Origin of the sequence: Asanoa hainanensis (assembly GCF_900188485.1) — a bacterium.
Classification (GTDB): Bacteria; Actinomycetota; Actinomycetes; order Mycobacteriales; family Micromonosporaceae; genus Asanoa; species Asanoa hainanensis.
In genome coordinates, this window is sequence record NZ_FZPH01000003.1 from 139,672 (window position 1) to 163,099 (window position 23,428).

At 70.4% G+C, this 23,428-nt stretch carries 25 protein-coding genes; 5 read left to right on the plus strand and 20 right to left on the minus strand.

Annotated elements, in window-relative coordinates:
• Window positions 1–36: 36 nt before the first annotated feature.
• A complete protein-coding gene (locus tag CHC05_RS08175) occupies window positions 37–2,028 on the minus strand; it encodes a protein meaA (RefSeq protein WP_089246410.1) in 1,992 nt (663 codons plus the stop codon).
• A gap of 177 nt (window positions 2,029–2,205) precedes the next feature.
• On the opposite strand from CHC05_RS08175, the gene CHC05_RS08180 reads away from it, so the two are divergent.
• Complete coding sequence (locus tag CHC05_RS08180; RefSeq protein WP_089246412.1) at window positions 2,206–3,057, plus strand: ABC transporter ATP-binding protein; 852 nt, start codon at window positions 2,206–2,208, stop codon at window positions 3,055–3,057.
• Entirely contained in the window at window positions 3,054–3,875 is an 822-nt protein-coding gene (locus tag CHC05_RS08185; RefSeq protein WP_089246414.1) for an ABC transporter permease, read from the plus strand. Before CHC05_RS08180 ends, CHC05_RS08185 begins: the two co-directional genes overlap by 4 nt.
• A 267-nt stretch (window positions 3,876–4,142) precedes the next feature.
• On the opposite strand, the gene CHC05_RS41340 is transcribed toward CHC05_RS08185, so the two are convergent.
• Together CHC05_RS41340 and CHC05_RS08190 are read right to left on the minus strand one after the other, a co-directional pair.
• Window positions 4,143–4,304 (minus strand): hypothetical protein, encoded by a 162-nt coding sequence (locus CHC05_RS41340; protein ID WP_179266095.1) that lies wholly within the window; start codon window positions 4,302–4,304, stop codon window positions 4,143–4,145.
• Window positions 4,305–4,536: 232 nt separating this feature from the next.
• Window positions 4,537–5,121: a cob(I)yrinic acid a,c-diamide adenosyltransferase gene (locus tag CHC05_RS08190; RefSeq protein WP_089246416.1), complete on the minus strand. Its 585-nt coding sequence runs from the start codon at window positions 5,119–5,121 to the stop codon at window positions 4,537–4,539.
• Here CHC05_RS08190 and murA point away from each other — a divergent pair.
• Window positions 5,120–6,517, plus strand: coding sequence for a UDP-N-acetylglucosamine 1-carboxyvinyltransferase (gene murA, locus CHC05_RS08195; protein WP_089246418.1), 1,398 nt, complete (start codon window positions 5,120–5,122; stop codon window positions 6,515–6,517). The genes CHC05_RS08190 and murA overlap by 2 nt on opposite strands.
• A 1,348-nt stretch (window positions 6,518–7,865) precedes the next feature.
• On the opposite strand, the gene CHC05_RS43245 is transcribed toward murA, so the two are convergent.
• Window positions 7,866–8,147: an SPOR domain-containing protein gene (locus tag CHC05_RS43245; RefSeq protein WP_089246420.1), complete on the minus strand. Its 282-nt coding sequence runs from the start codon at window positions 8,145–8,147 to the stop codon at window positions 7,866–7,868.
• Between the two features lie 135 nt (window positions 8,148–8,282).
• Here CHC05_RS43245 and CHC05_RS08205 point away from each other — a divergent pair, with 135 nt between their 5' ends.
• A complete protein-coding gene (locus tag CHC05_RS08205) occupies window positions 8,283–9,143 on the plus strand; it encodes a 3-hydroxyacyl-CoA dehydrogenase family protein (protein ID WP_089246422.1) in 861 nt (286 codons plus the stop codon).
• A 6-nt stretch (window positions 9,144–9,149) separates the two neighbouring features.
• Here CHC05_RS08205 and CHC05_RS08210 read toward each other — a convergent pair whose 3' ends face one another.
• The 12 genes from CHC05_RS08210 to CHC05_RS08265 all read right to left on the minus strand — a co-directional run bounded on the left by CHC05_RS08210 (window position 9,150) and on the right by CHC05_RS08265 (window position 18,944).
• Entirely contained in the window at window positions 9,150–9,599 is a 450-nt protein-coding gene (locus tag CHC05_RS08210) for a DUF2550 domain-containing protein (RefSeq protein WP_089246424.1), read from the minus strand.
• Between the two features lie 13 nt (window positions 9,600–9,612).
• Window positions 9,613–9,894, minus strand: a complete 282-nt coding sequence (locus CHC05_RS08215; protein WP_089246426.1) for a F0F1 ATP synthase subunit epsilon — start codon at window positions 9,892–9,894, stop codon at window positions 9,613–9,615.
• Window positions 9,895–10,037: 143 nt separating this feature from the next.
• A complete protein-coding gene (locus CHC05_RS08220) occupies window positions 10,038–11,270 on the minus strand; it encodes an LCP family protein (protein ID WP_089246428.1) in 1,233 nt (410 codons plus the stop codon).
• Window positions 11,271–11,500: 230 nt separating this feature from the next.
• Window positions 11,501–12,946: a F0F1 ATP synthase subunit beta gene (gene atpD, locus CHC05_RS08225; protein ID WP_425426728.1), complete on the minus strand. Its 1,446-nt coding sequence runs from the start codon at window positions 12,944–12,946 to the stop codon at window positions 11,501–11,503.
• The gene (locus CHC05_RS08230; protein ID WP_089246432.1) at window positions 12,943–13,872 is read right to left on the minus strand and encodes a F0F1 ATP synthase subunit gamma; all 930 of its coding nucleotides are present in this window, start codon (window positions 13,870–13,872) and stop codon (window positions 12,943–12,945) included. Before CHC05_RS08230 ends, atpD begins: the two co-directional genes overlap by 4 nt.
• A 7-nt stretch (window positions 13,873–13,879) precedes the next feature.
• A complete protein-coding gene (gene atpA / locus CHC05_RS08235) occupies window positions 13,880–15,523 on the minus strand; it encodes a F0F1 ATP synthase subunit alpha (protein ID WP_089246434.1) in 1,644 nt (547 codons plus the stop codon).
• A 66-nt stretch (window positions 15,524–15,589) separates the two neighbouring features.
• Complete coding sequence (locus CHC05_RS08240; RefSeq protein WP_425426718.1) at window positions 15,590–16,414, minus strand: F0F1 ATP synthase subunit delta; 825 nt, start codon at window positions 16,412–16,414, stop codon at window positions 15,590–15,592.
• Window positions 16,411–16,938: a F0F1 ATP synthase subunit B gene (locus CHC05_RS08245; RefSeq protein ID WP_089246438.1), complete on the minus strand. Its 528-nt coding sequence runs from the start codon at window positions 16,936–16,938 to the stop codon at window positions 16,411–16,413. Before CHC05_RS08245 ends, CHC05_RS08240 begins: the two co-directional genes overlap by 4 nt.
• Before the next feature lie 34 nt (window positions 16,939–16,972).
• Window positions 16,973–17,197, minus strand: coding sequence for an ATP synthase F0 subunit C (locus CHC05_RS08250; protein ID WP_089246440.1), 225 nt, complete (start codon window positions 17,195–17,197; stop codon window positions 16,973–16,975).
• A 94-nt stretch (window positions 17,198–17,291) separates the two neighbouring features.
• Complete coding sequence (atpB, locus tag CHC05_RS08255; protein ID WP_089246442.1) at window positions 17,292–18,086, minus strand: F0F1 ATP synthase subunit A; 795 nt, start codon at window positions 18,084–18,086, stop codon at window positions 17,292–17,294.
• 13 nt (window positions 18,087–18,099) lie between these two features.
• Window positions 18,100–18,357, minus strand: a complete 258-nt coding sequence (locus CHC05_RS08260) for an AtpZ/AtpI family protein (RefSeq protein WP_089246444.1) — start codon at window positions 18,355–18,357, stop codon at window positions 18,100–18,102.
• Window positions 18,358–18,503: 146 nt separating this feature from the next.
• Entirely contained in the window at window positions 18,504–18,944 is a 441-nt protein-coding gene (locus tag CHC05_RS08265) for a hypothetical protein (protein ID WP_089246446.1), read from the minus strand.
• A 158-nt stretch (window positions 18,945–19,102) separates the two neighbouring features.
• Here CHC05_RS08265 and CHC05_RS08270 point away from each other — a divergent pair, with 158 nt between their 5' ends.
• Window positions 19,103–20,629: an SDR family oxidoreductase gene (locus tag CHC05_RS08270; RefSeq protein WP_089246448.1), complete on the plus strand. Its 1,527-nt coding sequence runs from the start codon at window positions 19,103–19,105 to the stop codon at window positions 20,627–20,629.
• Here the strand turns inward: CHC05_RS08270 and CHC05_RS08275 are convergent.
• The 4 genes from CHC05_RS08275 to prmC are packed head-to-tail and all read right to left on the minus strand — an operon-like array spanning window position 20,550 to window position 23,347.
• Window positions 20,550–21,209, minus strand: a complete 660-nt coding sequence (locus CHC05_RS08275; protein ID WP_089246450.1) for an L-threonylcarbamoyladenylate synthase — start codon at window positions 21,207–21,209, stop codon at window positions 20,550–20,552. The two genes, CHC05_RS08270 and CHC05_RS08275, sit on opposite strands and share 80 nt — an antisense overlap.
• Before the next feature lie 10 nt (window positions 21,210–21,219).
• Window positions 21,220–21,840: an arsenate reductase/protein-tyrosine-phosphatase family protein gene (locus tag CHC05_RS08280; protein WP_089247449.1), complete on the minus strand. Its 621-nt coding sequence runs from the start codon at window positions 21,838–21,840 to the stop codon at window positions 21,220–21,222.
• Between the two features lie 2 nt (window positions 21,841–21,842).
• Window positions 21,843–22,487 (minus strand): L-threonylcarbamoyladenylate synthase, encoded by a 645-nt coding sequence (locus tag CHC05_RS08285; RefSeq protein ID WP_089247451.1) that lies wholly within the window; start codon window positions 22,485–22,487, stop codon window positions 21,843–21,845.
• Complete coding sequence (gene prmC / locus CHC05_RS08290) at window positions 22,487–23,347, minus strand: peptide chain release factor N(5)-glutamine methyltransferase (protein WP_089246452.1); 861 nt, start codon at window positions 23,345–23,347, stop codon at window positions 22,487–22,489. Before prmC ends, CHC05_RS08285 begins: the two co-directional genes overlap by 1 nt.
• Window positions 23,348–23,428: the final 81 nt, after the last annotated feature.

The following is a 23,428-nucleotide window of genomic DNA, read 5'->3' on the forward strand; positions in this document are numbered from 1 at the left end:
CGCACCGTAGCGGCGGCCGTTTCGCTGTCGGCCAGTTCAGGTCAGGGCGTTCGCCGTGCGGATCACCTCCACCAAGTCGTCGACTATCGCGGTCATGGCGAAGTCCTTCGGTGTGTAGACGCGGGCGACGCCGGCCGCCCGCAGCTTCTCGGCGTCGCCGGGCGGGATGATGCCGCCGACGACGACCGGCAGGTCCGCGCGGCCGGCCGCGCGGAGGCCGTCGAGCACGGCCGGCACGGCGGCCAGGTGAGAGCCGGACAGCACGCTCAACCCGACCAGGTCGACGTCTTCCTCGACAGCCGCCGCGACGATCTCCTCGGACGTCAGCCTGATGCCCTGGTAGATCACCTCGAAGCCGGCATCCCGCGCCCGCACCGCGATCTGCTCGGCCCCGTTGGAGTGCCCGTCGAGACCGGGCTTGCCCACCAGCAACCGCAGCCGGCCACCGCCCAGGTCCGCCGCCGTGCGCAGCACCCGCTCGCGCACCTCGACCAGCGAATGGTCGGCACCGCCGGCACTCGCGGCCGAGAGGCCGGTCGGTGCCCGGTACTCGCCGAACACCTCCCGCAGGACCCCCGCCCACTCGCCGGTCGTGACCCCGGCCCGCACGCAGGTGATCGTCGCGGGCATCAGGTTGACCGAGCCGGCCGCCGCGCGCCGGAGCCCGGCCAGCGCGGCCGCCGCCGACGTGGGGTCCCGTGCCTCCCGCCATTCACGCACGGCCGCCGCAGCGGCGGCCTCGACCGCCGGGTCGACGAGCTCGACGTGATCGGCGCCGGTCGTGGTGAGCGGCGACGGCTCGGTGTCGACGTAGCGGTTTACCCCGACCACCACCTCGTCGCCCGACTCGATCCGCCGGCGGCGCTCGGCCAGCGAGGCCACCAACTCGGCCTTGAGATAGCCCGAGTCGACGGCGGCGACCACCCCGCCCAGGCGCTCGATCGCCGCCAGCTCGCGGCGCGCACCCGCCACGATCGAGTCGACCAACGCGGACACGACCGGCGAGCCGTCGAACAGGTCCGGATAGTCGAGCAGGTCGGACTCGAGGGCCAACACCTGTTGCATGCGCAGCGACCACTGTTGGTCCCACGGACGCGGCAGGCCCAAGGCCTCGTTCCAGGCGGGGAGCTGCACGGCCCGGGCGCGGGCCGAGCGGGACAGCGTCACACCGAGCATCTCGAGCACGATGCGCTGCACGTTGTTCTCCGGCTGGGCCTCGGTGAGGCCGAGGGAGTTGACCTGCACCCCGTACCGCAGGCGCCGTTGCCTGGGGTCGTCGATCTGGTATCTGCTCGCGGTGATCTCGTCCCACAGCGCCCCGAATGCGCGCATCTTCGCCATCTCCTCGACGAACCGCACGCCGGAGTTGACGAAGAACGACATGCGGGCGACCACGTCGCCCATCCGCTCGGCCGGCACCTGCCCGGAGTCGCGCACGGCGTCGAGCACCGCGACCGCCGTCGCGAGCGCGAAGCCGACCTCCTGGATCGGCGTGGCGCCGGCCTCTTGCAGGTGGTACGAGCAGACGTTGATCGGGTTCCACCGCGGAACGTTGGCCACCGTCCAGGCGATCATGTCGGTGGTCAGTCGCAGCGACGGACCCGGCGGAAAGATGTGGGTGCCGCGAGACAGGTATTCCTTGACGATGTCGTTCTGTGTGGTGCCGGACAGCTCCGCACCGGCCGCCCCCTGCTCCTCGGCCACGACGACGTAGAGGGCCAGCAGCCACATCGCGGTCGCGTTGATGGTCATCGACGTGTTGGCCTCGGCCAGCGGAATGCCGTCGAAGAGGGCGCGCATGTCGCCGAGGTGCGAGATCGGGACGCCGACCCGGCCGACCTCGCCCGCGGCGAGCGGATGGTCCGGGTCGTAGCCGGTCTGGGTCGGTAGATCGAACGCCACGGACAGGCCGGTCTGGCCTTTGGCCAGGTTGCGGCGGAACAGCGCGTTGCTCGCCGTCGCCGACGAGTGCCCGGCGTAGGTGCGGATCACCCACGGGCGGTCGCGCTCCGGCAGGCGGCCTTCCATGGCCGCAGTGTAAGGCGGCTTTTAACCACTTTTCGGGCGTTTGACCGGGGTGACGGCGCATGCAAGCGAGTGTGGCCGGCTCGCGAAGATCATTTTGAGTTATCCACAGGCGGAAGTTATCCACAACCAACTGACCCGGGCGAGCCATAAGCGAACGCGAAGGGCATCATGTCCGTCATGACGCAGGAGGAGCCCGCGATCGCGGTCAGTGGCCTACGCAAGGCCTACGGCGACAACGTCGCGGTGGCGGGCGTCGACCTGGAGGTTCGCCGGGGCGAGGTGTTCGCGCTGCTCGGCCCCAACGGCGCGGGCAAGACCACGACGGTCGAGATCCTCGAGGGCTATCGGCACCGCGACGGCGGCACGGTGAGCGTCCTGGGCGCCGACCCCGAGCACGCCGACCGCGCCTGGCGAGCCCGGGTCGGCATCGTCCTGCAGGGCACCGGCGAGTTCGACGACCTGACCGTCGGCGAGGTGGTGACCCACTTCGCGCAGTTCTATCCGAGTCCCGACGACCCCGCCGCGGTGATCGCCAGGGTCGGCCTGGCCGCCAAGGCGAAGGCGCGCACCCACACCCTCTCGGGCGGCCAGAAGCGCCGGCTCGACGTGGCGCTGGGCATCATCGGCCGGCCGGAGCTGCTGTTCCTCGACGAGCCGACGACCGGCTTCGACCCGGAGGCCCGGCGCGAGTTCTGGGATCTCATCCGCGACCTCTCGGCGGCCGGCACGACGATCGTGCTCACCACCCACTACCTGGAAGAGGCCGAGGCCCTGGCCGATCGGCTGGCCGTCATCGCCGACGGCGCGCTGGTCGCGGTCTCCACACCGCAGGCGCTGGGCGACCGGCAGAACGCGCCGGCGACCGTGTCTTGGCGCACGGCCGAGGGCACCGTCGAGCGCAAGGAGACCTCCACGCCGACGGCCCTGGTCGCCGAGATCGCGGCCGGCTACGGCGGCGAGGTCCCCGGCCTGACCGTGACCCGGCCGACCCTCGAAGACGTCTACCTGACGATGATCGGACACCGATGACCGCTAGTACGCAAACGCCGGCCGCGCCGGGTCCGCTGGCGCTCGGCCTGCGGCAGGGTGGCCTCGAGGTCAAGCAGTTCACCCGCAGCCGAGAGGCCGTGGTCTTCACGATGGCCTTCCCGGCCATCATGATCGTCATCTTCGCGTCGATCTTCGATGGCGAGATCGGCGGCGGGGTCAACTTCACCCAATACTTCATCACCGGCATGATCGCGACCGGGCTGCTGTCCGTCGGCTTCCAGAGCCTCGCGATCCAGATCCCGGCCGAGCGCGACCGCGGCGTGCTCAAGCGCCTGCGGGGCACCCCGATGCCCAAGTGGGTCTACTTCGCCGGCAAAGTGATCATGGTCTTGATCGTCGGCGTGGTGGAGACGGCGATCCTGCTCGCGGTCTCTGCGCTCTTCTTCGACCTGGACCTACCGAGCACGGGCGCCCGCTGGCTGACCTTCCTATGGGTCGGGCTCCTGGGCATCTCGGCCTGCACGCTGCTGGGCATCGCCTTCTCGTCGGTGGCCCGCACCGCCCGCAGCGCCCCCGCGGTGGTTACCCCGGTCGCCCTGATCCTGCAGTTCATCTCGGGCGTGTTCTTCGTCTTCACGAGCCTCCCGACCTGGATGCAGCACGTCGCCGCGGTCTTCCCGCTGAAATGGATGTGCCAGGGCCTGCGCTCGGTCTTCCTACCCGACTCCTTCGCCGCCCAAGAGCCGGGCGGCACATGGGAGCTGGGCAAGGTCGCCCTGATCCTGGGCGCCTGGTGCGTGGTCGGCCTGATCCTCTGCATCACCACGTTCCGCTGGACGACCAAGCGCGACGGCTGACCCGGACCCAAACCCAAGACAACGCTTGACCCTTGCCCCGCGCCACCGCAACCAAGATCCAGGCTCAGCCGGCCCGCGGACCTTGCCCGGCACCACCCGGGCCCCCGCGCCGCCGCGCCACCAAGATCCAGGCCCGGCCGGGCGGGAGCTGACCGGTGCGGCGGTCGACCATCCGGCGCGGGGCCGAACAGGCTCAGCAGCTCGGCCGGCTGGGCTCGCGGACCTTGCCCGGCACCACCCGGGCCGCCGCGCCACCAAGATCCAGATTCAGCCGGCCTGCGGACCTTGGCCGGCACCACCCGCGCCGTCGCGCCGCCGGGCCGCCGGGCTGCCGGGCCGCCGGGCCGCCGGGCCGCCGGGCCGCCGGGCCGCCGGGCCGCCGGGCCGCCGGGCCGCCGGGCCGCCGGGCCGCCGGGCCGCCGCGACCAAGATCCTGGTCCAGCTGGCGCCCGGACGTTGCCCGGCACCACCCCGGGGCCCGGCGCGCGGCCACGGCAACGCCTGGCAAGGGTCAGGCGATTGCCTAGGAGGCCGAGTGGGCATAGTAACGATCAAGCCTCGTCCGAGGCCCAAGTCGACCCCCCGACCGGCGAGCACGCTCAGGCCGGATCAAGGCGAGCCAAAGACGGCCCGAATCGGCCCGCCGGGCTATCCAGGAACGTCAGTTCTTCCTGGTGGCGCCCCCGCCCGGCACCCAGAGCACATCGCCGCCGGGATTGGCCGTTCTTGACAGGATGAACAGCAAGTCCGAGAGCCGGTTGAGATACTTTGCCGGGAGCGTGCTGGTTCGGTCGGGATCCTCCGCGATCAGCGACCAAGCGGCACGTTCCGCGCGGCGGGCGACCGTGCGTGCCACGTGCAGCAGCGCGGCTCCCGCAGTGCCGCCCGGGAGGACGAAGGAGTCGAGCTTGGACAGCCTGTCGTTGAACTCGTCGCACCAGCCCTCCAACCGCTCCACGTACTCCTCGGTCACCCGCAGCGGCGGGTACGCCGGTTCGGGCTCCACCGGGGTCGCCAGGTCGGCACCCACGTCGAAGAGGTCGTTCTGGATCTGCCCGAGCACCTCCCGCACCTCCGCGGCGAGGTCGCCCAGCGCGAGCGCCACGCCGAGCGCCGCGTTGCATTCGTCGACGTCGGCGTACGCGGTGATCCGCGGGTGGGTCTTCGCCACCTGCTCGTTGTTGACCAGTCGGGTCGAGCCGGTGTCGCCGGCCTTCGTGTAGATGCGGGTGAGGTGGACGGCCATGACGAACAGCCTACGGACGCCCTCGCGAGACGACCTCGGGGCCGGGACACCGACAGTCACTCCTACGATGGCCGACGTGGATCTGATCCAGGTCGAGGGCGGCGCGCGGCTCGCCGGCGAGGTAGCCGTCGTCGGCGCCAAGAACTCCGCGCTCAAGCTGATGGCGGCGACGCTGCTGGCTCCCGGGCGCAGCGTGATCACCAATGTGCCGCGCATCACCGATATCGCGATCATGGCGGAAGTCCTGCGCAGGCTCGGGTGTCAGGTGGAGATCACGGCAGACGAGGTGCCCGTGGGACGCGAGGGGCCGGCGCCCTCGGTCGTGGTCACGATCGACGTACCCGACGAACCGGGCACCGAGGCCGACTACGACCTCGTGCGCCGCCTGCGGGCCTCGATCGCGGTACTCGGGCCGCTGCTCGCCCGACGCGGCTACGTGCGGGTGGCCCACCCGGGCGGCGACGCGATCGGCTCGCGCGGCCTGGACATGCACGTCGCGGGCCTGGCCCGAATGGGCGCGGAGATCTCCGGCGAGCACGGCTTCGTGATCGCATCGGCGCCGCAGGGCCTGCAGGGCGCGACCATCTGGCTCGACTTCCCCAGCGTCGGCGCCACCGAGAACCTGGTCATGGCCGCCGTCCTGGCCAAGGGCAGCACCGAGATCGACAACGCCGCGCGCGAGCCGGAGATCGTCGACATCTGCGAGATGCTGATCGCGATGGGCGCCCGCATCGAGGGCGTCGGCAGCTCGACGCTGCGCATCGAGGGCGTCGAGGCCCTGACCCCGGTGCGGCACGCCACCGTCGGCGACCGCATCGTGGCCGGCACGTGGGCCTTCGGCGCGGCCATGACCCGCGGCGACGTCCTGGTGACGGGCGTCAACCCGGCGTTCCTAGAGATCGCGCTCGACAAGCTCGTGTCCGCCGGCGGCGTGGTCGAAACCCAAGAAGCGGCCTTCCGGGTACGCATGGACGATCGCCCCAAAGCCGTAGACATCGTCACGCTGCCGTTCCCAGGCTTCGCGACCGACCTGCTGCCGATGGCGATCGGCCTGGCCGCGGTCAGCGACGGCGCCTCCCTGGTCACCGAGAACATCTTCGACGGCCGCTTCATGTTCATCAACGAAATGGCCCGCCTGGGTGCGGACATCAAAACCGACGGCCACCACGCAGTGGTACGGGGCCGCGAACGCCTGTCCAGCGCCCCCGTCCGAGCCACCGACATCCGCGCGGGCGCCGGCCTGGTGATCGCCGCCCTGTGCTCCGATGGCACCACCGAGGTCTCCCACGTCCACCACATCGACCGCGGCTACCCAGACTTCGTAGGCGACCTAGCGGCCCTAGGAGTAGAAGTCCACCGCGAACAGGCCCCAGAAGACCCCCAATTCTCCTTCTAACCACCAGTTCCTCACCCCGCGAACCCGTCGAGGCCGCAGGCAAGGAGCAGCCCTGCCGAGCAAAAGGCAGCAGCAGCCCCGCGACGCCGAGCGGCAGCGACCGCAGGCAACGAGCGGCGGCCGGCGACGGGCAACGGCCGCCGGGAACCGCGCAGCGGGCAGAGGCCAGCGACAACGGCCGCTGCCAGCGACCGGCGAACGGTGACCGCGACGGGCAGCGGGCCACGAGCGAAGGCCAACGGGCCACGAACGCGGGCAGCGGGCCACGCACGCGGGGCACGGACACGGGCAGCGGGCCACGCACGCGGGCCACGGGCAGCTGCGGACACCGGCTACGGCCGACGTCGACGACGGGCGGCGACAGCCGGCAACGGCCGCGGACGCCGACCGGCGACCGTGACCGCGGCAGGCAGCGGGACACGGACACGGACACGGACACGGACACGGGCCACAGGCCGCTGCGGACACCGGCTACGGCCGACGTCGACGACGGGCGGCGACAGCCGGCAACGGCCGCGGACGCCGACCGGCGACCGTGACCGCGGCAGGCAGCGGGCCACGGACACGGGCCACGGACACGGACACGGGCCACAGGCCGCTGCGGACACCGGCTACGGCCGGCGTCGACGACGGCCGGCAACGGCCGAGGACGCCGACCGGCGAGCGTAACCGCGGCAGGCAGCGTGAACGGACGCCGGCCACGGACGCGGGCAGCGGGCAGCTGCGGGCACTGGCTACGCCCGACGTCTACGACGGGCGGCGACAGCGGACAACGGCAGCAGTGGGCAACGGCGACCGGCGGGCGGCTGCGGGCGCCGACGGCAAACGGCAGCAACGGGCGGCCGCTGCGAGGACAGCGACCGGCGAGGAGGAGCGGCAGGCCGCGACGACGGGCGCGGCTGCGGGCGCCGACGGCAAACGGCAGCCACGGGCGGCGGCTGCGAGGACAGCGACCGGCGAGGACGAGCGGCAGGCCGCGACGACGGGCGACGATGAGCGTCCGCCCGCTGCGGCGCGCCGTGACGACCGCGGGTGCAGCGGACTGCGCCGTCTCGCGCCGCGTTATGCGGCGAAAGGGATGGAGTGCCGCCGAAGTGGGCGACACGCCCACGGCGCGCGACACGCGCGGAGGGAACCCACCGCGAAGATCAGCCAAGGGACTGTGACCCGCGAAGCCGGCGCCGTAGGCGAACAAGGATGAGCTGGGTCAGGGCGGGGGAGGAGGTTGTGGGTGCCGACAATAGGGGTCGCGCTCTTTGCGGCCTGTCGGCACCCACAACCTCCTCCCCCGCCCAAGACAGCGCCCAACGACGAACAGACATCCGAGGAGACGAAGAGCAACCGGTCATCAATCGGCGCTGGCGTCCCGAGCCCCACCACCCACCAACCGCCGCGCACGAGCGGCGTTCTCCCGAAAGACCAGAATCCGAGTCCGCCCGTCGGTCCCAGGCGCGATAGTGGAACGGATCCCGTTGGCCGAAAGACGGCGCCGGAGCTCGTCGGCGTCGGCCTCCGTGCTCGTCTGGGCGACCGTTACCAGCAGGCCGAAGTCGGGACCCTCGTTCGTCGGTTTCCCACCCATCCCCGGCCCCCCGCCGCTCCAAGCCCGCGCCCTGTCCGCGCTGGTCATCGGGCATGGCCACAGTCTGACAGTCGGAAACCGGGCGCGGCGTGGACTCGGTCACAGCCGTGGGCTGACCGATCGTTCACCCGGGCGACTAAGTTGCTTGGCAGGTGCACCACATAGAGGAACGGAGAGTGCGGCATGGCGGGTCGGCTGGCGGTCATCGGGGCCGGGCTTATGGGTTCTGGCATCGCTCAGGTGGCGGCGCAGGCCGGGTGGGAGGTGACGCTGCGGGATCTGGACGACGCGGCCACCGGGCGCGGGGTCGCCGCCATCCGGAAGTCGCTGGAGCGGTTCGCGGCCAAGGGGACCATCAGCGGCGACGACGTGGAGCGGACGCTGCAAAAGATCACCACCACGACCGAGCTCGAGGCCGCGAAAGACGCGGACGTCGTCGTCGAGGCCGTTTTCGAGCGGCTCGACATCAAGCAGGACGTGTTCCGGGAGCTCGACAAGATCTGTAAGGCCGACGCCGTGCTGGCGACGAACACCTCGGCCATCCCGGTCACCCAGATCGCGGCGGCGACGCAGCGGCCAGAAAGCGTGGTGGGTACGCACTTCTTCTCGCCCGTACCCATGATGAAGCTCTGTGAGCTCGTCCGCGGTTTCAAGACGGACGACGCGACACTAAACCGAGCCAAGGCGTTCGCCGAGGAGATTGGCAAGACCGTCGTGGTCGTCAACCGCGACGTCGCCGGCTTCGTCACCACCCGGCTCATCGCCGCGCTCGCGATCGAGGCGATCAAGCTGGTCGAGTCCGGCGTGGTCTCCGCCGAGGACCTCGACACCGCGTGCCGGCTGGGCTTCGGCCACGCCATGGGTCCGCTGGCCACCCTCGACCTGACCGGCGCCGACGTGATGCTGCACGCGGCGAAGAACATCTACACCGACACGGCCGACGCCAAGTTCTTCCCGCCGGAGCTGCTCCAGCGGATGGTGATCGCGGGCGACCTGGGCCGGAAGACCGGCAAGGGCTTCTACGACTACGAAGCGAAGAGCTGAGAAGAGCTAAGCAGCCGGCGGCATCGACAGGCGGGGGCTCTGGTAGTCCGGAGGCCCTGCCTCGATCCACGAGGAGAACCCCGTCACCGTCGAGAGGGCCATCGCGATCTCGACGGGGGCCTGGTGGCCGACGCAGCGGAGGATGATCCAGTCGGCGGGCATGATCAGCCGCTCCTGGCCCTCTGGCAGGCGGCGGCTCTCGACGGCCAGGCCACGCCGGGTCAGCACCCGTTTGGGACGCACGGCGATGCTGAAGAGCCGGTACCAGCGCATCTCGTCGCCGACGAACCGGGCGAAGCCCGGCGACCAGCCGCGGCCGACGAGCATCGTGGAGACGCGCAGGTCACAGCGGATGGTGCCGCCGGCGCGGGCGTAAATGGCCCGTCGGGCGATCAACAGGACGATCGTGACCAGGAACAGCAGGAGGCCGATGGCGATCCACTCGATGATCTGCATCGGCCCGGCTCCGTCAGCGAGCCGCTGGTTCGGCTGGCGTCGCGCTCTCGGCGAGGACCGTGACGCCGGTCTCGGTGATCGAGAGGAAGCCGCCCGCTACGTCGTAGGCGAGCGTCTGGCCGCCGTCGATCTTGATGCGGATCTGGCTCGGCTCGGCCAACTGGCCCAGGAGCGGCGCATGGCCCGGCAGCACACCCAGCTCGCCCTCGGTGGTGCGGGCGACGAGCATCTCGGCTTCGCCGGTCCACACCTTCTCTTCGACGGATACGAGCTCGACATGGAGCTGATTTGCCACTATGGCTCCTCTTCGACGCCGGACCGGGGCGAGGGGATCGCCCGGTGTCGCGGTGGAATTGGAGTGAAGTCTAATCGGCCCAGCCGCCCCCTACGGACCTGGGGTGCCCCCTGTGTCAGGAGGCACCCCAGGCGAGAGGTCGATCACTTGCCGGTGTTGACCAGCTCCGGATGGGAGGCGATGAAGGCGTCCATCGTCTCGTTGCGGACGGAGGCGAAGAAGTCCTTCGCCACGGGCTGGAGGGCCTCACCGGCGTATTTGCCGTTTTCGTTGACCCCGCCGCCGGGCAGCTTGATCATGGTGATCGAGTCCTGCCGCATGCCCTTGAGGGCGAAGCCGAAGTCGGCGACGCTGTGGCCGCGGCCACTGAACACCAGCGACTCGCCGGCGGCCCGCAGCACCTTGTCGAGCTTGGGCAGGTCGGTCATCACGTTCTTGCTCAGCACCTGCTGCGCCATCGCCTTGACGAACTGCTGCTGGTGCCGCTGGCGGCCGTAGTCACCGCCGTCGACCGTGTAGCGCTGCCGCACGTAGTCGAGCGCCTGCCAGCCCTGGAACTTGTGGGTGCCCTTGGTGTAGCGGGCCTGCGGGCCGTAGTACGGGTGCGCGCAGTTGTTGCAGTCGCGCTTCGGGCGGGCCTTGCCGTTGGGCTGCAGGTGCTCGGAGAGCACCTCGGCCTCGTCGACGTACATGGTCACGCCGCCGATCGCGTCGACGATCTTCTTGAAGCCGGCGAAGTTGACGATCGCGCCGGCGTCGAAGCGCTTGATGCCGGTGTATTGCGAGATCGTGAGCGACAGGAGCTCGAAGCCCTTCGCCCGGTCGGGCTTGCCACCCCCCTGCACCCGTGCCCCGTGCGACATCGCCGCGTTGAGCTTTTCGCGACCGCCGTTGTAGCCCGCCTTCGGGAACGGCGGGATGTCGACCAGGGTGTCGCGCGGGAGGGAGAACAGGTAGCCGCGGTCGAGACCCTCGGGGATGTGCATGATCATCACCGAGTCGGCCAGCGGCAACGTCGTCTCGTTGCGGGGGTCGATGCCGACCAGCAGGATGTTGAGCGGACCCTTGATGTCGCTCTTGGCCTCGACCTTGGTGCCGTCGCCGAAGAGGTCCTCCTGGACGACCGCGCCCTCGTAGCGGGCCAGCAGCGCCTCGGACGTGACCAGCAGACCGCCGCTGGCGACCATCAGGATGGCACCGAGGACGGTGCACCACCGGGCCCAGCGCGGGATGCCGGACCGCTTGCGCGACTTGCCAGAGACGGCTCCGGAACCAGGTGCGCCGAAGTCCGGCGGGGCGGCGCCGGGTGTGGCCTTGCCGGTCGCACCGCGCCCGGTCGAGCGGCCCGATGAACCGCTGCCCGACCTTCTCGCCATCAGAACTCCTTGTCGTCGATCCCCCGAGTGCCGCATTCCGTTAAGAAGACGTGTGCAGGGGGGTCCGCCGTTGCGCCCGAGAGCCTATATCTCATCGCTGGGTAAGTGCGCCCCGGTCCGGCGCCATGCGAAAACGGGCCAAAACGTTTACAGAGCAGCAACATCACGGTGGCAAAACGCAACGATCCAGGCACCCACCGGGGTGCCTGGATCGCTGTCAGTTAGGACGCTCAGTCCTTCATCAGCTCCGCGGCCTTGCGCTCGAGGTCCTCGAGCCCGCCGCACATGAAGAAGGCCTGCTCGGGGAAGTGGTCGTACTCGCCCTCGGAGATCTTCTTGAACGCCTCGATGGTCTCCTTGATCGGGACCGTCGAGCCGGGCACGCCGGTGAACTGCTCCGCGGCGTAGGTGTTCTGCGAGAGGAACCGCTCGATCCGGCGGGCCCGCTGCACCGTCACCTTGTCGTCTTCGGAGAGCTCCTCCATGCCGAGGATGGCGATGATGTCCTGCAGGTCCTTGTAACGCTGCAGGATCCGCTTGACCTCGGACGCGACGTTGTAGTGCTCCTGGCCCACGAACTGCGGCGCGAGCAGGGTCGACGAGGACGCCAGCGGGTCCACCGCCGGGTAGATGCCCTTGTCGGAGATCGACCGCTCCAGGTTGGTGGTGGCGTCGAGGTGCGCGAACGTGGTGGCCGGCGCCGGGTCGGTGTAGTCGTCGGCGGGCACGTAGATCGCCTGCATCGAGGTGATCGCCTGGCCCCGGACCGAGGTGATCCGCTCCTGGAGCTGGCCCATCTCGTCGGCCAGGGTGGGCTGGTAACCCACCGCGGACGGCATGCGGCCGAGCAGCGTGGAGACCTCGGAACCGGCCTGGGTGAAGCGGAAGATGTTGTCGATGAAGAGCAGCACCTCCTGCTTCTGCACGTCGCGGAAGTACTCCGCCATCGTCAGCGCGGACAGCGCGACCCGCAGACGGGTGCCCGGCGGCTCGTCCATCTGGCCGAAGACCAGCGCGGTCTGCGGCAGCACGTTGGACTCGGTCATCTCCGTGATGAGGTCGTTGCCCTCACGGGTGCGCTCGCCGACGCCGGCGAACACCGAGGTGCCACCGAAGTTGCGGGCGACACGGGTGATCATCTCCTGGATGAGCACCGTCTTGCCCACACCCGCGCCACCGAACAGACCGATCTTGCCACCCTTGACGTACGGGGTGAGCAGGTCGATGACCTTGATGCCGGTCTCCAGCATCTCCGTCTTCGGCTCGAGGTCGGCGAACTTCGGGGGCTGCCGGTGGATCGGCCACCGCTCGGTCACCTCGAACTTCTCGCCCTCCTTGAGGTTGAGCACCTCGCCGATGGCGTTGAAGACGTGGCCCTTGGTGATGTCACCGACCGGCACGGTGATGCCGGAGCCGGTGTCCTTGACCTCGGCACCCCGGACCAGACCGTCGGTCGGCTGCATCGAGATCGCCCGCACCATGTTGTCGCCCAGGTGCTGCGCGACCTCGAGGGTCAGCGTCTTGTCGCCCTCGGCCAGCTTCACCTCGACGTGCAGGGCGTTGTAGATCTCGGGCATCGCGTCGCGCGGGAACTCCGCGTCGACGACCGGGCCGATGACCCGGACGACACGGCCGGTGGCCGTGGTGGTCTCAGCTTCAACAGTCGCAGTCATCAGGCTTCACTTCCCGCCGCGGCCAGCGCGTTCGCGCCGCCGACAATTTCACTGATCTCCTGGGTGATCCCCGCCTGGCGCGCCGAGTTCATCTGGCGCGTGTACGTCTGGATCATTTCTTCCGCGTTGTCGGTCGCGCTCTTCATCGCCCGCCGCCGCGCCGCCGACTCGCTCGCCGCCGAGTCCAGCAGGGCGGCGTAGATGCGGGTGTTGACGTAACGCGGCAGCAGCGCGTCGAGCAGCGCCTCCGCCTCGGGCTCGAACTCGTACGCCGGAAGCAGCCCTTCGGACTTCGGCCGCTCCTCGACCTCCATCGGACCGATGATCCGGGTGACCGGAGCCTGGGTCAGCAGGGACTTGAACTGCGTGTAGACGATGTGCAGTTCGTCGACCCCGGTGACCTGGTCCGCGCCCGGGCCCTCGTCGGTGTCGTCCGCGCCGTGGGTGAACGCCTCGATCAGCGTGTCACCCACGGTCTTCGCGTCCTCGAAGCTCGGCTGCTCGGAGAAACCGGTCCAGCTCGCCTCGACCGGCCGCTGCCGGAACTTGTAGTAGCCGACGCCCTTGCGCCCGATGACGTACAGCACCGGCTCCTTGCCGTCTTCGCGCAACCGCGCGATGAGCGACTCGGCGGTCCGGATCGCGTTGGTGCTGTAACCGCCGGCCAGGCCCCGGTCGCTGGTGATCAGCAGCACCCCGGCCCGACGCACCTGCGCGCGCGGCGTGAGCAGCGGGTGGTCGACGCTGGCGTTGGACGCCAGCGCCGTCAGCACACCCGTGATCGCCTGGGCGTACGGCAGCGAGGCCGCCACCCGTGCCTGCGCCTTGGCGATGCGGCTCGTCGCGACGAGCTCCATCGCCTTGGTGATCTTCTTCATGCCCTTAGCGGAGCGGATGCGCTGCCGAAGGACGCGTACCTGGGCCGCCATGCGGTGCCTACGCCTTCTCTGCCGGCTGGTCGGTGTAGCGGGTCACCGACTCGCTCTCGAGCTCACCCTCGGTGGGCTCGGCCGGCACCTCGTTGACCGTGGTCGTCTCGCCCCGGGCCAGGAAGTTCGCCTTGAAGTCCTTGATGGACTTGTCGAGCGCACCCGAGATGTCGTCGTCCCACTGGCCCGACTCGATCGCCTGGAGCGTGGCCTTGTCGTGCCGGCGCACGTGGTCGAGGAACTCGGCCTCGAAGCGCCGCACGTCGCCGACCGCGATGTCGTCGAGCTTGCCCTCGACACCCGCCCAGATCACGACCGCCTCCTCGGCGACCGGGACCGGAGAGTAGTTGGGCTGCTTGAGCAGCTCGACCAGGCGGGCACCACGGTCCAGCTGCGAGCGGGACGCGCGGTCCAGGTCCGACGCGAACGCGGCGAACGCCTCGAGCTCGCGGTACTGCGCGAGGTTGAGCCGCAGCGAACCGGCGACCTTGCGCATCGGCTTGACCTGCGCGGCGCCACCGACCCGGGAGACCGAGGTGCCGACGTTGATCGCCGGCCGGACGCCCTGGTTGAACAGGTCGGGCTCGACGAAGATCTGGCCGTCGGTGATCGAGATGACGTTGGTCGGGATGAAGGCCGAGATGTCGTTGGCCTTCGTCTCGATGATCGGCAGACCGGTCATCGAACCCGCGCCCAGCTCGTCGGAGAGCTTCGCGCAGCGCTCCAGCAGGCGGGAGTGCAGGTAGAAGACGTCACCGGGGTACGCCTCGCGGCCCGGCGGGCGGCGGAGCAACAGCGACACGGCACGGTACGCCTCGGCCTGCTTGCTCAGGTCGTCGAAGACGATGAGCACGTGCTTGCCGGCGTACATCCAGTGCTGGCCGATCGACGAACCCGTGTAGGGCGCGATGTACTTGAAGCCGGCCGGGTCCGACGCGGGCGAGGAAACGATGGTGGTGTATTCCATCGCGCCGGCCTCGTCGAGGATGCCCTTGATCGACGCCACGGTCGAGGCCTTCTGGCCGATCGCGACGTAGATGCAGCGAACCTGCTTCTTCGGGTCGCCGGACTCCCAGTTGGCCTTCTGGTTGAGGATCGTGTCGAGCGCGATCGTGGTCTTGCCGGTCTTGCGGTCACCGATGATCAGCTGGCGCTGGCCACGGCCGATCGGCGTCATGGCGTCGATCGCCTTGATGCCGGTCTGCATCGGCTCGGAGACCGACTGGCGGGAGACCACGTTGGGTGCCTGAAGCTCGAGCTCGCGGAACCCTTCGTTCTCGATCTCGCCAAGGCCGTCGACCGGGTTGCCGAGCGCGTCGACGACGCGGCCGAGGAACTTGTCCCCGACCGGCACGGACAGAACGCGCTCGGTGCGCTTGACGCGCTGGCCCTCGTCGATGCCGGCGTAGTCGCCCAGGACGACGACACCGATCTCGCGGGCGTCGAGGTTCAGCGCCACGCCGAGCGTGCCGTCCTCGAACTCCAGCAGCTCGTTGGCCATGGTCGAGGGCAGACCCTCGACGTGTGCGATGCCGTCACCGGCGTCGGCGACGGTGCCGACCTCCTCGCGGGAGACTCCGGCGCTGTAGGAGGAGACGTAGCGCTCAAGGGCGCCGCGGATTTCCTCCGACGAGATGGTCAGCTCGGCCATCCTCTGCTTCCTCTATTCAGGCCCGGTAGTTACCGGTGCGGTGTCAGGGTCTAAGCGGGGCGGGGATCAGCGCTGGGAAAGCGCCTTGCGGGTGTCGTTGAGCCGGCGCAGCACCGTGCCGTCGTAGAGGTCGGAGCCGACAAGCACGCTCATGCCGCCCAGCACCTGCGGATCGACCGTCTGCTTGACGCTGACGTCTCGACCGTACAGTTGTGACAGCTTTGTGCCCAGTCGGCGCTCCTCGTCATCGGACAGAGGTGCGGCAACGGTGACATAAGCGACCTGGCGATCGCGGCGTTCCGCGGACATTTCCACCATGCGGCTCAGAGCCGACTGGAAGGACCGTCCGCCGAAGCCGCCGAGCGCCACCTCGACCAGTCGCAGGGTGACCGGCTTGGCCTTGCCGTCGAGCAGGGCCTTGACGAGCTCGGCCCGCTGCGCGGGCGGCGCGACGACGTCGGACAGCGCACCGGAGAGCTCCGGCGAGCCGTCGACGACCTGGCCGAAGCGGAACAGCTCGTCCTCGACGTCGCTGAGGTCGTCGGCGCGGTCGGCACTGGCCAACAGCGCCTCGACGCCCAGTCGCTCCGTCGCGTCGAGCAGCTCGCTCGCGGCCGACCAGCCGCCACCGGCCAGGGTGCTGGCCAGCTCGAGCGTCTCGTCACCGACCTTGCCGGTGAGCAGGGAGCGGATCAGCTCCGCCCGGTCCTGCCCGGAGCGGCCCGGGTCCGACAGCGCCCGCCGCAGCCGCGGCTGCCGGCGCAGCACGTCGGCCACGGACAGCAGTTCGTCACCGGTCGTCGCGATGTCGGCGGCGGGCGCCGACGTCGCGTACGAGTCCAACCGATCCGCTGCGGCGCGGAAGGACTCCCGGCTGACGCCCTGCATCAACGACTCCCGGTCGACTCGAGCTCCGACAGGAACCGGTCGACGGTGCCACGCTGGCGCGCCTCGTCGGCGAGGGACTCACCGACGATCCGGCCAGCCAGGTCGACGGCCAGCGTGCCCACCTCGGCCCGCAGCTCGCGAACGATCTGCTGGCGCTCGGCGTTGAGCTGCTCGCGCCCGGCGGCGATGATGCGGTCGGACTCCTCGCGGGCCCGCACCTGGATCTCCTGACGGATCTCCTCGGCGTCGGCACGCGCGTCGTCACGGATCTTCGCGGCGTCGGTGCGCGCCTCGGCCAGCTGCGCCTTGTATTGCTCGAGCAGCTTGTTGGCCTCGGACTGGGCCTCTTCGGCCCGCTTGAGGCCGCCCTCGATCGCGTCGACTCGCGCCCGGAAGGTCTCCTCCATGCGCGGGAAGACGAACTTCATCAGCACGAAGCAGAGCACCGCGAACGCGACGCCACCGACCACGATCTCCTGCCAGAGCGGCAGGATCGGGCTGTGCTCGACTGCTGCGCTTAGGTTCATGGAAACCTCCTGGGGTTCAGCCGGGTCAGCGGGGTCAGCCGGCCCAGATGAAGCCGAACGCGATGCCGAACAGCGCGAGCGCCTCGACGACGGCGAAGCCGATCCAGACGAACGGCAGGGTCATACGGGACGACTCGGGCTGGCGAGCGGTCGACTGGATGTAGGACGCGAAGATCAGCCCGACGCCGATGCCCGGGCCGATGGCGGCGAGGCCATAACCGATGGCGGCAACGCTGCCCTCAACTGCGGCGATGTCCATTGCTGAGGTTCCTCCTGTTTATCACGCGTGACGTTCACGCGGGACGGACAACTGTTGGTGCGAAACGGTGGACCACTTCCCCGAGGGGCGGGGATCAGTGCTCCTCCGAGACCGCGCCCTGGATGTAGCTCGCGGTCAACACGGTGAAGACGTAGGCCTGCAGGAAGATCACCAGCAGCTCGAGCAGCGTCAGCGCGATGGTCATCAACCAGGAGAGCACCGAGATCGGCGCCAGTGCGGTGTTCGCCTGGAGCATCGCGAACCCGCCGAGGGTGAAGACGAGCAGCAGCATGTGCCCGGCGAACATGTTGGCGAACAACCGGACCGCGAGTGAGAACGGCCGCACCAGGAAGGTGGAGAAGAACTCGATCGGGATCAGGATCGGCAGTACGAACCACGGCGCCGGCGGGATGAGCGAGTTGCGCATGTACTTGCGGAACCCGAACTTCTTGATGCCGACGTAGTTGAAGAGCACGTAGCTGATCAGCGCCAGGAACGCCGGGAACGCGATGTGCGAGTTCGGCGAGATCTGGGCGATCGGGACGATGCTCCACAGGTTGTTGAAGACGATGAAGAGCAGGAGCGTCGCGAGGTACGGCGCGAACCGCACGCCCCGCGCGCCGAGCATCTCGATCGCGATGTTGTTGCGCACGAAGCCGTAAGTCGACTCGGCGATCCACTGCGCCTTGCCGGGAACCAGCTTGGGCTTCCGGTAGGCCAGCAGGAAGAAGACGATGATGAGGGCGGTGCTGACCCACACCAGCGCCGTGATCTTCGTGAACCACAGCGAGTCGAGCCCGCCCCACGGCACGATCGAGGGCAGGTAGAAGTCGCCTACCTCAGGTGGAAACGGAACGTCGCTCTGGAGAGCGACCGCCTGTCCGATCACCGCGTCCCTTCCCTCATGAACTTCCGGGCCCCGGTGGTGGGGCCCCGATCCGCTTGATGACCAGGTAGATACCGCCAGCGCAGCCGATCACCACACCAATGCCGGTGATCACGCCGCCGGTATGCACCGAACGGTCGATCAGCCAGCCGATGAAGCCCCACACCAACATCCCACCGATGAGGTAGGACAGCGCCGTCCAGCCGAGGTCGGCCCCCGTCGGCGTTGCGTCGGGGTCCTTGTCGGAGTGTTGCGAGGGTGGGTCACCGGCCATGACGCGGGAACCGTATCAGCCGGTAGAGGGAGGCGAAGACTCGACCCCCGCACACTCAGGCTGCGCGGGGGGAATGGGATGATGGTTCCGCCTCTGCGCTCACGCTACTCCTCCGACCCGCGATGTGGGGTCACCCAGGGGTCGCGTTAACGGCGAAATCTCGGCGCGTGCACGGTCACGATCCACCAGATCTGGGTCGCTGTCCACGCCAACACGCCGGCGACAATCCCGGCGGAGAGCGGCTTGATGCCGGCCCAGTCGGTCGTCGCGACGACCAGCAGGATGCCGCCGAGCAGGCTCAACTTGGCCACGTAGACACCCATGCCGAACGGCATGACCAGCTTCGTGTCGAGTTTGTCCGCCCACGCGATGGCCAGCGTCGAGGCCAGGAAGCTGCCCGTCGCCAGCAGCACGCCGAGCGGCGCGGCGTACGCGCCGACTCCGCCCGCGAGCAGGCCGCCCAGGACGGCCGCGCCGACGGTCATCACCGCGGCGGCGATCAGGATCGGTGGCAGGTGGCGCAGCCGCCAGTTGCGGTCCGCATCGGCTGCGGCCGCGTCCGGGGTACGGGCAGAGGTCGTCGACATCGCGTCGGAGTCTACGTGCGTCCCGCCAGGTGCCCGAAACGTGTGGCTGATTCGGAAAGAGCCGGACAATTTCGGCGGGTCCGGAAAACTTGCGACGAACTCTGGGTGACGATCCGGATACCAAGCGAACGGCCGCATCGACCCGCATAGTGGGAAGCGTGCAATGCCTAGTCACGGGCGCGACCGGCTACATCGGTGGCCGGCTGGTCCCCCGCCTGCTGGACGCCGGCCACGAGGTCCGCTGCCTGAGCCGCTCGCCGGAGAAGCTGCGCGACGTGCCCTGGGCCGGCCGGGTCGAGGTGGCCAAGGGCGACCTGGGCGACCCCGCCTCGCTGCCCGCCGCGTTCGCCGGCGTCGACGTCGCCTACTACCTGGTCCACTCGCTCGGCCGGCCCGACTTCGAGGCGCTCGACCGGGCCAACGCGCAGGCCTTCGCCCGGGCCGCGCGCGACGCCGGGGTCCGGCGGATCGTCTACCTCGGTGGTCCCGAGCCGCCCGCCGACGGCACGAGCTCGGCCCACCTGCGGTCCCGGGCCGAGGTCGCCCGCATCCTGCTCGACAGCGGCACCCCGACCGCGGTGCTGCGCGCGCCCGTCATCCTCGGCTCGGGCTCGGCGTCGTTCGAGATGCTCCGCTACCTCGCCGAGCGGCTGCCGGCCATGGTCACCCCACGCTGGGTCCGCAACCGGATCCAGCCGATCGCGGTGCGAGACGTGCTGCGCTACCTGATCGGCACCGCCACGCTGCCGGCCGAGGTCAACCGGGGCTTCGACATCGCGGGCCCGGACGTGCTGACCTTCGCCGAGATGATGCAGCGGTACGCCGCCGTGGCCGGACTGCCCCGGCGCGTCATCGTGCCGGTGCGGCCGCTGACCCCGGGACTCTCCTCGCACTGGGTCGGGCTCGTCACCCCGGTGCCCAACGCGATCGCCCGGCCGCTGGTGGAGAGCCTGATCCACGAGGCGATCGCGCACGAGCACGACATCGCCGAGTACGTGCCGGACCCGCCCGACGGCCTGATCGGCTTCGACCGCGCGGTCCGGTTGGCGCTGGCCAAGGTGCGCGACTTCGACGTCGAGACCCGCTGGTCGGGCGCCGGATCGCCGGCCGACCCGCTGCCCACCGACCCGCGCTGGTCCGGCGGCAGCGTCTACACCGACGTGCGGGAGCGAGCCGTCGCGGCCGACCCGGCGATGCTGTGGCGGGTGATCGAAGGGGTCGGCGGCGACAACGGCTGGTACTCGTTCCCGCTGGCCTGGGAGGTGCGGGGTTGGCTGGACCGGCTGTTCGGCGGGGTGGGCCTGCGTCGCGGCCGGCGCGACCCGAACCGGCTCCAGGTCGGCGACGCGCTCGACTTCTGGCGGGTTGAGGAGATCGTGCCGGGTGAGCTGCTCCGGCTGCGCGCCGAGATGAAGCTGCCGGGCCGGGCCTGGCTGGAGCTGCGGTCCGAGCCGGACCCGCCGAGCGGCGGCTCACGCTACCGGCAGCGGGCCGTGTTCCTGCCGCACGGGCTGGCCGGGCACGCGTACTGGGCGGCGGTCTCGCCGTTCCACGCGATGATCTTCGGCGGGATGGCCCGCAACATCGCCCGGGGCGCCGAGAACCCTAGTGACCCAGGATCTCCCGTACCTGCGCCGCCGAGACCGGGCCTTCCCGGAGGACCCGCGGACCGTCCGGACCGGTGAGCGTCACGAGCGTCGAGGCGAGGGTGTGCCGGATCGAGCTGTGGTCGACCACGACCGGCACCTCCTGCGCGGTCGACCATTCGAGCTCGGCGAGCACGTCGGCGTCGACCGGCCGGGACTCCGCCCCGGACGGGTTGAGGCTCGTCGCGGTGACCGGCACCCCGGCCGCGGCGATCACCTGAAGGGTGGCCGGGTGGTCCGGCACGCGGATGCCGACCGTGCCCTCGTGGGTCACGAGCCGGTCGGGAAGCTCGCTGGTCTGCGGGACGACCACCGTCAGCGGCCCGGGCGTGAACGCGCCGATCACCTTGCGGGCCTCGGGCGTGAGCACCGCGAAGTGCGCCGCCATCTCGAGTGAGGCACAGGCGATGTGCATCGGGTGGGCCAGGTCGCGCTGCTTGGCCTTGAAGACCTGGAGCACGGCCGACTCGATCGTCGCGGCGGCGGCCAGCATGTAGCCGGTCTCGGTGGGCAGCACGGCCAGTCCGCCACCGCGGAGCACGGCCGCGACGTCCTCGGCGTCGCCGAGCCGCAGCAGGCCGGACGGCGAGGCCGGTGCCAGCCAACGGGCGTTGACCATGTCGGTCCCCTCAGGACGGAATGAGCAGGCGGGCGAGCGGGACGATGGTCTCTTCGATCTCGTCGGCCACCCGGCTGAACGTCTGGTCGCCGCGCCCCCACGGGTCGTCGAGGTCGTCGGCGGGCAGTGCGGAGGCACCCCGGCGGGCGGCGTCGACCGCCTCGACCAGCGCCACGCCGCGGGCGTAGACGCCGTCGGGGGTCAGCCCGCCGTCCGGCAGCGCGGCCGGGTCGACGGCGGGCAGGAGGCGGCCGAACTCGCCCAGCACGAACGTGCGGCCCGCGGCGTCGGCGCGCAGGGCGACCACGTACTCCTGCTGGTCGGCGGTCGCGGTCAGCACCAGGTCGGCCGCGTCGATGTGCTCGGAGAGCAGCTTGCGGGCGGCGAAGCCGGTCGGGTCACCGCCGCGGGCGCGCACCTGGCGGGCGGCCGGCGGGTTCATCTCCTCGCCGTCGTGCCAACCGCCGGTGCCGGCGCTGTGGCTGAGCACCAGCCCGTCGGCGACGGTGGTCGCCGTGCCCGCCGGCACCCGGGACAGCCGCTGCTGGACGGCGAGCGCGAGCAACCGCTCGGCCATCGGCGACCGGCAGATGTTGCCCATGCAGATGTGCAGGACGGTGAACGGCGGCACGGTCACATCCCCGGACCGGCCAGGCCGGGCACCACGTCTTGCAGCTTCTCGATCGGGATGCCGCCGGCCCGCAGCAGCCGGGGCACGTCGCCGGTCACGTCGACCATCGCGCTCGGCACGGGGTCGGCGCTGGGTCCGGCCTCGAGGTACACCCGGACGGCGTAGTCGAGCTGCTCGCGGGCCTCCTCGGCCGTGGTCGGCGCGGGCAGGCCGGCCTTGTTGGCGGCGAGCACCGCCATCGGGCCGGTCTCGCGCAGCACCTCCAGGGCCACCGGGTGCAGCGGCATCCGCACCGCGATCTGGCCGCCGGTCTCGCCCAGGTCCCACTGGAGGGTCGGCGAGTGCTCGATGATGATCGTCAGCGGGCCGGGCCAGAACGCCTCGACCAGGTCGCGCGCCGCCTGCGGCAGCGAGAAGACCAGGCCGTCGAGGGTGTGGCGGGAGCCGACGAACACCGGCGGGGCCATGCTGCGGTCCCGGCCCTTGGTGGTCTGCAGCTGGGACACGGCGTGTGGGGTGAAGGCGTCGGCGCCGAGCCCGTAGACCGTGTCGGTCGGCAGCACCACCAGCTCACCGGACTTGACCGCCTCGATCGCCGCGGCGATCCCCTTGTCGCGGTCGGCGATCTGCCGGCAGTCATAGAGCATCACGATGAGCCAGTCTGCCACGAGGACGCGTCCGGTCTCAGCCGGGCAGTGGTGAATCGAGGACGGCCAGTGAGATCCGCATGCCCCTCGATCCGGTCAAACCGGCCGTCAGCGCGCAGTAGCTCCGGTAGCGCCTCCGCGTGCTCCTCGTCGTGCTCGATCCCCAGGGCCCCGCCGGGCCGGAGCAGCTCGGCCGCCCGGGCGATCACGGGGCGGACCACGTCGAGACCGTCCTGGCCGCCGAACACGGCGGTCGCCGGGTCGTAGCGGTCGACCTCCGGTGGGACGGGCGTGTCCGCCGGCACGTAGGGCGGGTTGCTGAGCAGCACGTCCACCCGGCCGCGCAGGTCGCCGAGCAGCTCCGGGTCGGCCACGTCGCCCGGGACCACGTGGGTGCCCGGCGCGAGGTCGGCCGCGTTCCGCCGCAGCCAGTCGAGGGCGGCCGGCGACTTCTCCACGGCGTACACGGTCGAGGTCGGAAGCTCGGTCGCGACCGACAACGCGATCGGGCCGGGCCCGGCACACAGGTCGACCACCACCGGGGCGGGCAGGTCGCGGGCCAGGTCGATGCCCCAGCCGGCGAGGAGCTCGGTCTCCGGCCGGGGCACGAAGGCGCCCGGGCCGACGGCGAGCTCGAGATAGCGGAAGGCCGCCGTACCCGTCAGATATTGCAGCGGTTCGCGGTCGACCCGGCGTCGGACCAGCCGGCGGTACGCGTCGGCCTGCTCGGCGGTGAAGGTGTCGACCAGCGGCAGTCGACCGCGCGACACGCCGAGAACGAAGGCCGCCAACAGTTCAGCGTCGTTTCGCGGGGATTCGACCCCCGCGGATACCAATCTTCCGGCGGCATCGGCGATCATTGGTGCGACGCGGATGGTCGTCCCTTCGGTCGGCTGTTGTCTGCGGCCCGTCACGCGATAATCATTGACGCTCGACACCAC